The organism is Paenibacillus apiarius, from assembly GCF_017052585.1.
Taxonomy (GTDB): Bacteria; Bacillota; Bacilli; order Paenibacillales; family Paenibacillaceae; genus Paenibacillus_B; species Paenibacillus_B apiarius.
In genome coordinates, this window is record NZ_JAFFHZ010000001.1 from 4,607,752 (window position 1) to 4,621,494 (window position 13,743).

General features: G+C 47.6%; 14 protein-coding genes. All 14 read left to right on the forward strand.

From position 1 onward, the window contains the following. The first annotated feature begins 20 nt into the window (after positions 1-20). Positions 21-2,156, forward strand: a complete 2,136-nt coding sequence (locus tag JSQ80_RS29790; RefSeq protein ID WP_206096515.1) for a metallophosphoesterase — start codon at positions 21-23, stop codon at positions 2,154-2,156. A 67-nt stretch (positions 2,157-2,223) separates the two neighbouring features. Continuing rightward, complete coding sequence (locus JSQ80_RS20555) at positions 2,224-3,093, forward strand: MurR/RpiR family transcriptional regulator (RefSeq protein ID WP_206096516.1); 870 nt, start codon at positions 2,224-2,226, stop codon at positions 3,091-3,093. 318 nt (positions 3,094-3,411) lie between these two features. Next, positions 3,412-3,771, forward strand: a complete 360-nt coding sequence (locus tag JSQ80_RS20560; RefSeq protein ID WP_087432808.1) for a putative DNA-binding protein — start codon at positions 3,412-3,414, stop codon at positions 3,769-3,771. 19 nt (positions 3,772-3,790) lie between these two features. Beyond that, positions 3,791-5,164, forward strand: coding sequence for a signal recognition particle protein (ffh, locus tag JSQ80_RS20565; protein WP_206096517.1), 1,374 nt, complete (start codon positions 3,791-3,793; stop codon positions 5,162-5,164). Positions 5,165-5,206: 42 nt separating this feature from the next. Then, entirely contained in the window at positions 5,207-5,479 is a 273-nt protein-coding gene (gene rpsP, locus JSQ80_RS20570; protein ID WP_019424954.1) for a 30S ribosomal protein S16, read from the forward strand. Positions 5,480-5,502: 23 nt separating this feature from the next. After that, positions 5,503-5,733, forward strand: a complete 231-nt coding sequence (locus tag JSQ80_RS20575; RefSeq protein ID WP_087432810.1) for a KH domain-containing protein — start codon at positions 5,503-5,505, stop codon at positions 5,731-5,733. A gap of 108 nt (positions 5,734-5,841) precedes the next feature. Next, positions 5,842-6,360: a ribosome maturation factor RimM gene (gene rimM, locus JSQ80_RS20580; RefSeq protein WP_206096518.1), complete on the forward strand. Its 519-nt coding sequence runs from the start codon at positions 5,842-5,844 to the stop codon at positions 6,358-6,360. After that, entirely contained in the window at positions 6,361-7,161 is an 801-nt protein-coding gene (gene trmD, locus JSQ80_RS20585) for a tRNA (guanosine(37)-N1)-methyltransferase TrmD (protein WP_206096519.1), read from the forward strand. Between the two features lie 464 nt (positions 7,162-7,625). Then, positions 7,626-8,003: a GntR family transcriptional regulator gene (locus JSQ80_RS20590; protein ID WP_087432813.1), complete on the forward strand. Its 378-nt coding sequence runs from the start codon at positions 7,626-7,628 to the stop codon at positions 8,001-8,003. Beyond that, positions 8,003-8,860, forward strand: coding sequence for an ABC transporter ATP-binding protein (locus tag JSQ80_RS20595; protein WP_206097669.1), 858 nt, complete (start codon positions 8,003-8,005; stop codon positions 8,858-8,860). The genes JSQ80_RS20590 and JSQ80_RS20595 overlap by 1 nt, the downstream gene beginning before the upstream one ends. 4 nt (positions 8,861-8,864) lie before the next feature. Next, a complete protein-coding gene (locus JSQ80_RS20600) occupies positions 8,865-9,479 on the forward strand; it encodes an ABC-2 transporter permease (protein WP_206096520.1) in 615 nt (204 codons plus the stop codon). A 266-nt stretch (positions 9,480-9,745) separates the two neighbouring features. After that, positions 9,746-10,354, forward strand: a complete 609-nt coding sequence (gene thpR, locus JSQ80_RS20605) for an RNA 2',3'-cyclic phosphodiesterase (RefSeq protein ID WP_206096521.1) — start codon at positions 9,746-9,748, stop codon at positions 10,352-10,354. Between the two features lie 1,061 nt (positions 10,355-11,415). Then, positions 11,416-13,185, forward strand: coding sequence for a hypothetical protein (locus JSQ80_RS20610; RefSeq protein ID WP_206096522.1), 1,770 nt, complete (start codon positions 11,416-11,418; stop codon positions 13,183-13,185). A 159-nt stretch (positions 13,186-13,344) separates the two neighbouring features. Beyond that, entirely contained in the window at positions 13,345-13,686 is a 342-nt protein-coding gene (gene rplS / locus JSQ80_RS20615; RefSeq protein WP_087432818.1) for a 50S ribosomal protein L19, read from the forward strand. The last annotated feature ends 57 nt before the right edge of the window (positions 13,687-13,743 follow it).

Below are 13,743 nucleotides of genomic sequence, written 5' to 3' on the forward strand. Positions count from 1 at the left end.
GAGCAGCCATCATTAAAATAGTGGACACCCTTCACTCTGTAACTGGCGTTCACTGCAGCGGCGTCCGGGTGCGCGATGTCCGTCTTCTGGAAATCGATGCCCGGCTTCCGGAAAGATGGAAGCATACCGCTCATTATCGGGCGATACGCCTCCATTACGATTTTCGAGGTATGCCGGGAACGTCGGCCGTTTATATTAAGCCGAACCTTCCAGAGCAGTGGAACATCGAAGGAAGACCAGCCAGAATTGGCTGCTGGATTCATGCCGGGCCGTGTGGACATTGGATGCGCGCCGTAATCATTGACGGGGACGGGGCAGAGAAGCCGCTCGACTTGACAGCGCCCAAAGGAATGAATTGGTCGGGGTGGACATTTGTCGCAGCCGATCTTCCCGGCTCACTTAAGCTTCCGCTTCGGCTCCAGCAAATATATATGGTGGAAACGGATGCTGCTTGCAAAGGACGCGGATGCATCGATGTACGGGACCTCTGTGCGGAATATGGTCCGAAATACGAAGACTGGACCGGGCCGGCATGGTCTGACTATTCACCGCCGCCTGATGCGGTAGTATACCAAGCGGATGCCACCGTATCATTGCGAATTATGGATGAGGAGTCAGGAATAGATCCTGCATCTATCGTGATGTCGATCGATGAACAAGCTGTTCTGCATCAATATAATGAAGCTGCAGGATGCATTTCTGCACATGCCTGGCAGCTCGAACAGGGAGTGCATCACATATGCGTTGCTGCAACCGATCGGGCCGGCAATCCGGCTAACCCGTCCGCCCGCTGGAGCTTCACGACCGACTTGAGTCCGGATGCTTCTGCGCCGGATATGGCCGTGCTGATGCCGATGAATGGAATTGTGACGCGCACATTACGGCCGCGCATCGCGGCACGCATCAAGGATATGCATTCCGGCGTCGACGAATCGTCCATTCGCATGGAGCTGAACGGCAGTTCCGTCCCGGTGCGATATGTTCATGACACGGCATATTACACGCCTGAGGCCCCGCTTCCAACGGAGAGCCTGCACACGGTGAAGGTAAGCGCATCCGATATGGCGAATAATAGCAAGGAACTGAAATGGAGCTTCCGCACGGGCTCCGCCATGGCAGAGCCTGCACCGGGTGAGCCTTATGAAGTGACGATTATCGGCGACGGGGGATATCTCAATGCGGACGCCGCGGTCAATGATTGCGACCTGCAGCTGCAAGAGAATATCCGGCGCATACGACAGGAGCCGTCCAAGCTGATGCTCTATACGGGCGATATCGTGGAGCATGATACGGAGGACAATTATCGACTGGCTGTAGAGCGGATGAATGATTTTCCCATGCCGTATGTTATGGCCATCGGCAATCACGAGATATCGGGCACCAATCGGCGCGATCATTATCAGATGGCGTTCGGTGAAACGAATTATGCGCTGGATTTTGGCAATCTGACGGTTATCGGCCTCGATACAGCCTCGGGGCATATTACGTCGTCCGATGCTTCGCAGTGGCAGTGGCTTGCGGAGATGTTGGAGACGGCAAAAGGTCAGCATCTCATTCTGCTGATGCACGTTCCCCCGGATGAGGTCGATGCGGACGGACATGATCATTTGTCAGGACATGGCTTTATGGATAAGACAGAGGCGGATCGACTGTATGAATTGCTGACAGCAGCCAAATCACAACGCAGGCCAGGAGAAATCATCGTGTTGTGCGGAGATTTTCACGCGTACATGAGCAAGACGGTAGGCGGGGTGCGCTATATCGTCAGCGGAGGCGGCGGGAAGCTGACGCACATTCCTCCCGGGCAGGGAGGCTTCTATCACTATATTCAAATGCGCGTGCATGGAGATCGGATTGATTGGAATGTCATTCCGCTCTTGGAGAGGATTACGTGGGAGCATGCGGATGATACCGTGAATCTTCGCATAGGAGAGCGCCTGAGACTTCGGGCAATAGGCACCTTCGTAACGCATGGTTTGCCGGATATGCAGCTAGGCATCGCCGAACCTTTGCATTTCGTATGGAATTCTTCGAATCCGGAAGCCGTGCAGGTAGCGCCTGATGGAGTGGTTGCCGGATGTGCCGCCGGCGAAGCTTCGGTGACGGTGGAATGCGGATGGCGTTCGGCATCGATGCGTGTTCGGGTGCATGCCTGAACCGATCGGCGCTGACAGGATATGCTGCGAAATGAAATTTGACTAAAGATAGAAAGGGGGAGTCCATATGATTGTGTCACCGACGAAAGGCGGACTGGTCATGCTCTCCGATATGGTAGCCAAGCTGCCTCCATCCGAGAAGAAAATCGCCAAATATATTTTGGAGCATCCTCAAGAGGCAGTCTCGCTTACCGCTTCTGAATTAGGGGTGAAATGCCATGCGAGCAGCGCCGCCGTCATTCGCTTGTGCAAATCTTTAAAATTAAAAGGATTTCAAGAGCTGAAGCTGCGCATCGTAGGCGATCTGAACAAGTCGGAGAATAAAGGCTACCGGGATATCAAACCGAATGAAACCGTGGATGCGGTGCTTGCGAAAATGACCAATAACAGCATTCAAGCGCTTAGAGAGACGTCGGAGATCGTAAACTTGGAGTACATGGCAAAAGTGGTGGATGCGTTAATTCGCGCGCGGAACATTCATTTCTTCGGTGTGGGGGCCTCTTCCATTATTGCGATGGACGCTCAGCAGAAATTTCTGCGCATCAATAAGCCGGCTACTGCATTTACGGATGTTCATGTCGTTGCGATGAACATCGCCAACATGGCTGCGGACGATGTCATGTTCGGCATCTCCTACTCGGGAGAGACGTTGGAGGTGTACGATATTTTGAGGCTGGCCAATGCGAAGGGCTGCCGTACGGTCAGTTTGACTCATTACGGCAATTCCATTATCGCTTCGGAAGCCCAGCTTAATCTGTACATCTCGGCGACGAAGGAAGCGACTTTCCGCAGCGCGGCAACATCTTCACGCCTCGCCCAACTGCATATTATCGATGTCTTGTTCATGTGCGTTGCTTCGCATCAATATGACGGTACGGTGCAATATTTGGATCAGACAAGAGAAGCGATTCGGTTTATTAAAGAACAGCGTTCATAGAATTCAAGTTATATTGATGATTCTAATCCTCTTCGACGGTTAGCGCCGGCAGAAGAGGTTTTTATTTGGTTTCGCAGTCGGAAGCCGCAAAGCGCGCCTTCGCCGCGGTTGCCCTGCCGTATCATCACGCAGGATGGCACTTGTTTGTGCAGGCCGCTGCAGCGCTGCATGATGGTTGTGTGCATAAGATCTTTTGCTGGCATAAAAATATTTTAATGATGTTAAGGTTTTTCCCTTGACATGGGGAACGGATTTAGATATGATTAGGAACGTCGATGGGCTGTAAAGTGTTTTTCCTTGACGAAAGGAGTGGCCCGTATGAACGAGGAACAGGTATTAGCGAAGACGAATCGGGTCAACATGCTGTTCGACTTCTATGAGCCGTTGCTGACAGAGAAGCAGCAGACGTTCCTGAAATGTTACTTTCAAGATGATTTTTCCTTGGGCGAGATTGCAGCCGAATTCGGAATAAGCCGTCAAGCGGTGTATGAACATATTAAGCGGGCGGAGCAGACGCTCGATACGTACGAGAGCAAGCTCGGGCTGCTCGCGAAGTTCGAACAGCGCACGAAGCTGATGGAATCGCTGCAAGACGCATTGAACGATATGAATGGCATACCCGACCCGCAGCGCGCGGAACTGCAGAAGATTGTCCGTGAACTGCAGGCGTTGGATTAAGGGAACGGGGTGAATAACAATGGCATTTGAAGGATTGACAAGCCGATTGCAGAATGTGTTCAGCAAGCTGCGCGGCAAAGGCAAAGTAGCGGAGGAAGACGTCAACGAAGCGATGCGCGAGGTGCGCCTTGCGTTGTTGGAGGCGGACGTCAACTTCAAAGTCGTCAAAGAATTCATTAGCAAAGTAAAAGAGAAGTCAGTCGGCCAAGAAGTCATGAAGAGCTTTACGCCAGGCATGGTCATTATCGACATCGTTAACAAAGAGCTGACGGAGTTGATGGGCGGCACTGCCGCTAAGCTGGCGAAAGCGAACAAACCGCCGACCGTCATCATGATGGCGGGTTTGCAGGGCGCTGGTAAGACGACGACTTCGGGCAAGCTGGCGAAGCTTCTGCAGAAGCAGAACCACAAGCCGCTGCTCGTTGCTGCCGACATTTATCGTCCTGCTGCGATTCAGCAGCTGCAAGTGCTCGGCAAGCAGATTAATGTGCCCGTATTTTCCTTGGGCGATCAGGTCAGCCCGGTTGAGATTGCACGCCAGGCGATGGAGCATGCGAAGGAAAATAATCTTGATTATGTGATCATCGATACGGCCGGCCGTCTACATATCGATGAAGCGCTGATGGATGAGCTGAAGCAGATTCACGAGACGGTTAAGCCGGATGAAGTATTGCTCGTTGTCGATGCAATGACAGGGCAAGATGCGGTTAACGTAGCGGAAAGCTTCAACCAGCAGCTCGCGTTGACGGGTGTCGTGCTGACGAAGCTCGATGGCGATACGCGCGGTGGCGCGGCGCTATCGGTCAAAGCAGTTACCGGCTGCCCAATCAAGTTCGCGACCTTGGGCGAGAAGTTGGATGCGCTTGAACCGTTCCATCCGGAACGGATGGCGTCCCGTATTCTCGGGATGGGGGACATGCTGTCGCTTATCGAGAAGGCCCAAGCGAATATCGATGCGGATAAAGCCAAGGAAATGGAACTGAAGATGCGGAATGCCGCCTTCACGTTCGACGATTTTCTGGAGCAGATGCAGCAGGTGAAGAAGCTTGGTCCGATTGATCAGATTCTGGACATGATTCCAGGAATGAACAAGATGAAGCAGACCGCCAATCTGAAGGTCGATGAGCGTCAGATGGGACGCATCGAAGCGATTGTCCGTTCGATGACGAACGCAGAGCGCCAGGATCCGGACCTCATCAATCATAGCCGCCGCAAGCGGATTGCAGCCGGCAGCGGAACATCGCTGGCCGACGTGAACCGCCTCATCAAGCAGTTTGACGAGATGCGCCGGGTGATGAAGCAGTTCTCTGACATGATGGGACCGAAAGGTCCGAAAATGATGAAAAATTTGAAGAGCAAAGCCGGCAAGGGAATGAGATTTCCTTTCCGCTGATGCATAATGCTTTACTCGAATTCCGTTAAGGAGGTGAATGTCGTGGCAGTACGTATCCGTTTGAAACGTATGGGTGCTCATAAAGCACCGTTCTATCGTGTCGTTGTATCCGATTCCCGCTCTCCGCGTGATGGTCGTTTCATCGAAGAAATCGGTTACTACAATCCGGTAGCTCAACCTGCAGTAGTTAATATCGACGAAGAAAAAGCGTTGAAATGGCTGCAAACAGGTGCTCAAGCTTCTGACACGGTTCGCAACTTGCTTAGTCAAGCAGGCGTCATGAAGAAGTTCCATGAGCTGAAATATCAGAAGTAATCTAACCGTTCGGAGGGTCGCGAATGGAAGAGTTGGTGTTAGTTATTGCACGCGCTTTGGTCGATCATCCGGAGGAGGTCCGTGTGGACGTCGTGGAGAAAGACCACATCATTGTGTATGAGCTTTACGTCCATCCCGAAGATGTCGGGAAGGTTATCGGAAAGCAAGGTCGCATAGCCAAGGCGCTTCGCACGGTCGTCACGTCGGCAGCCGTTAAGGTTCCAAAACGAGTTGCCGTGGACATTATTTCTTAACATGAGGAAACGGGTTAGGATGAAATCCTAGCCCTTTTTCGTATGTGAATAGCCGTTTGTGTTACAATAGGAAGCATACCCGTAATTAGCAGGAGGATACGATACGACATGGCTGAGAAGTTATTTAATGTCGGCAAAGTCGTGAATACGCACGGCATTCGCGGAGAAGTGAAAGTATTCCCGCAGACCGACTTTCCGGATGTGCGCTTTGCCCAGGGAAGTGAATTGTTATTGCAGCATCCGGAGACACAAAGCACTCTATCGGTTACGGTAGAACGGTCGCGTTTACATAAGAACATGTACATCGTAAAGCTGAAACAATTCGACAACATTAACGATGTAGAGAAATATAAGGGCTGGATGCTGAAGGTGTCGGAAGCGCAGCTCGTAGAACTGCCGGAAGACGAATATTATTATCACGAGATTATCGGCTGCCGCGTTGTGACGGACGAGGGCGGGGAACTGGGCGTTATCGACGAGATTCTGGCTCCGGGCGCGAATGATGTCTGGGTCGTGAAGCCTTCGAAAGGCAAGCCAATTCTTATTCCGGTTATTGATGATGTGCTGCTTAACGTTGACGTCGAAGGCAAAGTTGTCACCGTCCATCTCATGGAGGGACTTATTTAAATGCGCATCGATGTATTAACGCTATTCCCGGAAATGTGCGAAGGCGTATTCAACGCGAGCATATTGGGGAAAGCACGGGAAAAAGGACTCGTAACGCTGAACACGGTCAATTTTCGTGACTATTCTACCAACAAGCATTCGACCGTAGATGACTATCCATACGGCGGCGGAGGCGGTATGGTTCTGAAGCCGGATCCTATTTTTGCGGCGGTTGAAGACGTTAGCGCGAAGGCTGGGACGGAAGGTTTAGTCAGAAGCGGGCAAAATGTCGGCAGCACAGAGAGCGAGTCGTCTGAAGGGAAGCCGCCGCGCGTCATCTTGATGTGTCCGCAAGGGGAGCGCTTTTCGCAGACGAAGGCTGAGGAACTGGCTGAGGAATCGCATCTTATTTTTATTTGCGGCCACTACGAAGGCTATGACGAGCGGATTCGCGAGCATCTCGTAACGGATGAGCTGTCGATTGGGGACTATGTGTTAACAGGCGGAGAACTGCCAGCCATGGTCGTCGTCGATTCCGTCGTGCGGCTGCTGCCGGGCGTGCTTGGCAATGAATCGTCGGCAGTGACGGATTCATTCAGTACAGGGCTGCTTGAATATCCGCATTATACGCGCCCTGCCGAATTTCGCGGTTGGAAGGTGCCGGATGTGCTCATAAGCGGTCATCATGCCAACATCGAAGTGTGGCGCCGAGAGCAGGCGTTAAAGCGAACGCTGGAACGGCGGCCTGATCTGCTCGATAGCATCGAGTTGAGCGAAGAAGAGCAGAAGATGCTGCAGCGGTTGAAAAGTGAACCGTTGTAATATAAATAATGGGGCTCCTGCAAAATGTGCTTTGGGTACAGTGCAGGAGCCATTTTGTGTATCTATTGGTCTGTAGTCAGCTCAAATTCCGCTACGGTATCATTCTCATCCGGCAGCTGGGAAGTCGGAAAGTTGATGAACGGCCCCACCCTGGCTTCGGTAAATCACTCGCTTCAGAACCGCAGACGATAATTCACGAAGTATCTGCTCTTTCTATTTAATGTATAATAAAAATAAAGAATGTTTCGATATTCGGTAATTGAATTACAGGACAGGCTTATTAAAGAGCGTGAAAAGCATGGTTGACAACTAAATTATTCAGATACAGGAAGCATGAGATTTGTGATTTAACAATCTCATGTTTTCTTTTTTTTGAGTTCAATAATAATTTAGCTTGCAAAATAAGTGTAATATATATATTGTATATAAAGTATATATACAAAATTTCATGAAGAGGTATTTGCATGCAAATTATTATTTCAAACAGTTCAAAAGAGCCGATTTATGAGCAAATCTATGCTCAAATCAAAAAGCTTATCTTAACAGGGGAATTACAAGAAGGTCAGTTGCTTCCTTCTATGCGCCAACTCGCAAAAGATCTAGAAATTAGTGTCATTACAACAAAACGCGCCTATGAAGAACTTGAGAAAAACGGATTTATTTATTCCATTGTTGGAAAAGGTTCGTTCATATCAGAACAAAATACGGAGATGATGAAGGAAAGAAAAATGAAAGTAATCGAAGAAAAGCTATTAGTTGCCATTCAAAACGGCAAAGAAATAGGCATTAGCTTAGCAGAACTGAAGGAAATGCTTACATTATTGTATACGGAGGATGAATGATGGAAAATGTCATTGAATTACAGCATATTAATAAAACATTTAATGGATTTCAGTTGAAAGACCTTTCTATTACCGTTAAAAAAGGGTATGTGACTGGATTTATTGGGGGAAATGGTGCAGGTAAATCGACAACAATTAAATTGATTATGAATTTATTACAGCAAGATAGTGGATCTGTTTCAGTTTTCGGCATGAACTATAAGAAACATGAAAAAGATATAAAGGAACGTATTGGTTTTGTCTATGATGAAAATATTTTTTATGAAAATTTAACTTTAAAGGAAATGAAAAGGATAATTAAACCAGCCTATAAAAACTGGGATCATAACGCTTTTCAACGTTATGTTGACCAGTTTGAACTGCCACTGAACCAAAAAATGAAGACATTCTCAAAGGGAATGAAGATGAAAGCCTCGCTAGCTATTGCACTAGCTCATCATGCAGAATTAATTATTATGGATGAGCCAACGTCTGGTCTTGATCCGATATTTCGTAGAGAGTTGCTAAATATTCTCCATGAATTAATGCAAGAGGAGGATAAGACGATTTTCTTTTCGACACATATTACAACAGATTTAGATCGTATAGCGGATTACATTACTTTTATTCATAATGGTGAACATATTTTTACGAAGGAATTTTATAAAATAGAAGAAGAATATGCCGTTGTGAAAGGAACACTGGAATTATTGGATCGTGAAACGGAACAAGAGTTTGTTTCAATCCGAAAAACGAACAGTGGTTTTGAAGCATTAACAGCTGATAAAAATCGTGTGTCAAATATTTTTGGAGATACTGTTATTTTGGAAAAACCAACGCTCGAAGATATTATGTATTATACGAAAAAAGGATGGTAATTGTATGTTTAACCTTATACTTAAGGATATTTTAATACAAAAGAAAATAATTATATTCTACATTGCTACTATAATACTCTATTTATTGGTAGATACGTCCCTAGTGCTTATAGGATTTATATATAGTGTAGTATTTATAATGAATGCTTATTCTTATGATGAAAAAGATAACGTTAATATTTTGCTTAATTCGCTTCCATATACGAGAAAGGAAATTGTTAGTTCAAAATATATAGGTTCATTGATATCTACATCACTAATTATAATCATTACTTATGTAGGCGATTTCCTCTTAAATGGAAAAGAGGTATTGTTTTCATGGAGAGAAATACTGCTTATTATCGGTCTTGTTATGGTCGCTATTTCATTCATGCTTCCGATCTCTTATAAATTTAAAACGCAACATTTACTGATTGCTTCAGCTGCTTTATTTGGCATCTATATGGTAACAATTAATTTTTTATTCCCTACTCTTAATGATACATTAAGAGAACTGACACAAGAGTTCATGACTTTGCAAGAAACCCAATTTTATTTCTTAACTATACTGATGGTCAGTATTTTATATATTGGATCGTGGTTATTATCTATTCGTATTTATGAGAAAAAAGTTTTTTGAAGAATATTTAATAATTAAGTTAATGGGTCGGGTCGTAATTTTCGGGATTAAAGGCGTTGAAATATTTTTCATAATCCTCCACCGTCAACCGTTTTGAACCGGATGAAGATGGAGCGGGCGAAGAAGCTGCTGTTGACAAGCTGTTAGCCGAGGCAGTCGGTCTGGATGTATATTATTTCTCACGTTTGTTCAAAAATAGTACCGGGTTCAACCCGACGGCGTTCAAAGCCACACATTAAAATGAAATGAAGTGAGGGGACATAGAAATGCAATCCCATCCATCTCATCACCGCGAAAACCAGCCGGACGACAAGCAGCGCTTGTTCGTGGCGATACCATTGCCGACGTCTGCTGCGGAAACCGTCATCCAATGGTCTGAAGGGGCAAAGCGGCAATGGGCGTTTCACAAATGGGTTCATCCGCTCGATTTGCATATTACGGTACAGTTTCTGGGAGCGGTATCTCCTGTTGTGAAGGAACGTCTTGTAGAGGGACTGCAGAAAGCGGCGCAAGCATCGGAGCCGTTTCGGCTTGAATTGAAACAGGCAGGGACGTTTGGTGCAAGCGAAGCGCCTCGAGTCTTATGGGCAGGGGTGGGCGGAGAGATTGAGCAGCTCAATCGTCTATATAATCTTGTCGTGGCCGCGACTGCGCCGCTCGGGTTCATGCCTGAGGAGCGGCCTTATCGGCCCCACATAACTCTGGCCCGCAAATACCGGGGGACGGCTCCCATGTCGATGAACGCCGCTCATGCGCCGCTGCCTGAGCATGATTGGAAGGTGGACCGCCTTGTGCTGTACCGCACGCGAATGGGCAAGACTCCCATGTATGAGCGAGTTGAGGAGTTCGCCCTTGATCACGCTATGCAGCAATGACAGCTTCCTTTTGTCGGGAAGCTTTTTTATGGCAGGGTGAGTAAAGCTGCACGATTGGCTTGTTTAAAAGCAGCTTCAATTAAGTATGATCGATATCCAGAGGGAGAGAGAGGTGTTATATTTGTAAGACCTTAGGGACACTCTCCCCTTGGCTCAGTTATAGACTTAGACATAGAGATAGAGATAGAGATAGAGATAGAGAAAGATATAGCTGAAGAATTCGGTACAAGGAACTACATTAGACCAAGGTGTTATGTGAAATAAAGTACAAAATTAAATGCAAAACATAAGGCATAAGAAACCACAACAAAAGAACTAAAAAAACATTTACGGCAGGTTGTATCATTGTAAGACTTTCGGTCACCATGCAGAGGAGAGTAAGCGCAAGCGATAAAAGTTATATAAGACGCATCCAGATTCCAAAGCAAGGAAAAAAGGCATGCATATGCGGACAAGCCACTCCTATGAATACGTGCTGGGCAGCGGCATTATAACGAAAGAATATTCATTCATACGGTAAGCGAGGTTTGAAGGCGACAGGTCGCTGCAGCTTCTCCGATGTATCGATATCGATCGATTGCCAATTCGTCATTATTAGTCCTCCTTTTCAATTCGCTTTCATATTAAAGAAGACCTTTCAGCGCAGCGCGTATCTTGCATGTTCGCTCTGAGCTGCGGGGAGAGTGATGCAAAGGGCTTTTAGAGATAGGCTTGTTGCTGGGGGGCAGGAATGATGACTTTGCGAAATAGCGATCCTTATATAGAGGAAATGATTCACGGCCGCAACAGTCTTGGAGTGTTCCATTTGCAATAGGAGCATCGGGGATCGTCATGGGAAGGGACAATTATGTCCGCTTGTTTTGGGACTAGTTAAAACAGGTCCATTTTCACATATATTTACGTAACTACCGCAATTATAATGAAGTCACCTGTTCATTCCTGTCGAAATTATGTCGAAGGGGAGCAGGTGATTTTCTTGTTGCTGCCAAGAAAATCAGTCGTTTTATTATTCGGTCCATGGTTCAAACTACATGATTGTCAGAAGAGAACGGAGGGATAGGATGGACAGACTTGCTACGCGTGCCGGCCTTCTGTTGCTGACGCTCGCCGCCGTATTCATGGTTGGTTTTTCCAAGCCGGAAGAGCATCGGAAAGCGATCTGGATTTGGCAAGCTGATCGAATTGAGAGCGAGTCGGATCAATTATTGACTTTTGTGAAGCAGAACGAGGTTAATTTGCTATATTTGCACGTTGATATGGATATTCCGCAATCCTCTTACCGTGAATTTATACGAGAGGCTGCCGAATCCGGCATCGAGGTTCATGCGTTGGCCGGGCATCCGGCATGGGCGCTTGACACGCACCGGGACAGAATGATGAAGCTGATCCAGTGGGTAAAGATGTATAACGACAATGCATCTCCGGAGGAACGGATTCGCGGAATTCATTTAGATATCGAGCCTTATGTGCTGCCCGAGTGGGAGACGGAGCGGGAGGCTCTCGTCACTTCGTGGATGGGAAATATGGAGTACTTTCTCCAGTCTGCAAAAGATGAAGTAAACGTTGAAATAAGCGCCGATATGCCGGTGTGGTTCGATTCGATTGCCGTCGCGGGCATGGCCGAGAATTCGTTGGCAGAATGGATGATCAAAAGGTTCGATCACATTACGTTAATGGCATACCGCCATGAGCTGGAAGGCGATAATGGTATTCTGGAACTGGTCAAACACGAGATGGAAATGGGAGACAAGCACGATGCCAAGTTGCTCGTTGGGGTGAATGCCAAGCCGATGGAGGAGAAACATACAACTTTTTATAATAAAGGAACAACGGCAATGAAAGAGGCATTGCAAAAATTGACGGAAAGGCTCGGAGCTCATCCTTCCTTTGCAGGGACATCGATTCACGATTACCGGTATTGGCGGAGCATGGAGGAGCGCGAGACGGATTTGCCGCCGGGACCGGATCCTCAGCCGCAACCTGAACCTGATCCGGATTGGGTTCCTGTCCCCCCGCCAATTGAGCGTGCCGGGCCGGTTGTCGCCACTTATGTATGGCGAGCGGAGCTTGCTATCGAGCAGCCGGACGAGATTATTTCCTTTGCAAGAGAGCAGGGAATCAATTTGCTGTATGTTCGCTTAGACTTGGAGCAGTCGTACGATGCTTACCGTTCGTTTGTGAAGAAAGCCCATGAAGCGGGTATTGAAATGCACGCGATGGGAGGACATCCCATATGGGCGCTTAGCGAGAACGAACCGCGCATGCTGCGGCTAGTGAACTATGTCAAGCAGTACAATCGCTCGGTGGAGCCGGATGAGCGCTTCAATGGCATACATTTGGATGTGGAGCCTTATGTGCTTCCAGATTGGCAGAGTCGCAAGGATGATGTGCTGAAGCAGTGGACCGCCAATATGGACAAGTTCGTAAAAGAGACGAAACGGAACTCAGACTTGTTGACAAGTATCGATTTGGCTGTATGGCTCGATCGGACTTCTGTGCCTGAGCGGCCGGATCTGTCGATTAGCGAGTATATGATTGGTCTGATGGATCATGTGTCTCTGATGGCATTCCGCAACACAGCAGAAGGCTCGAACGGAATTGCCGCAGTCGTGAAGGAAGAGATGAAGATGTCTGACCTTCTCGGCAAGCAACTTGTCATCACTGTTGAAATGAAGGAAAATTTGGAAGGGAAGCATATCTCATTCCATGAGCTAGGCGTGGAGGAAATGCTAAGTCAGTTAGCCAAACTTCCTGAGCTGCTGCAGGACCATCCATCCTATATAGGGAACGCCGTGCATGCATATGATTATTGGCACGATGCGTTACAATAAAAGCGGCATATAAAGTTGAAATTCGCTTGTAATCTGTCAGGGCATATGCTAAAATTACTTTTGTTGTTTGGAATACGGTGGTCCTCTACATACGATGAGGCTGACGCGCATCCGCGTCCTGAGATGTATGAACACCTGTGTGGAAGGAGGGAGTCCTAGATGAATATCGTACAAGCGATTACGCAAGAACAGCTTCGCAAGGATATTCCAAGCTTTCGTCCCGGCGATACTTTGAAAGTATATGTAAAAGTTATCGAGGGATCTCGCGAGCGTATCCAGTTGTTCGAAGGTGTTGTTATTAAGCGTCGTGGTGGCGGAATCAGTGAAACGTTTACGGTTCGCAAAATATCCTACGGTGTAGGTGTTGAGCGTACGTTCCCGCTTCATACTCCGAAAATCGATAAAATCGAAGTGGCTCGCCGTGGTAAAGTGCGTCGTGCGAAGCTTTATTATCTTCGCAGTCTTCGCGGTAAAGCAGCGAGAATTAAAGAAATCCGTTAAGGAACAACCGGGGGCTTGCTTAACCTGCAAGCCCCCTTTTGCTATTTGTACCCTGTT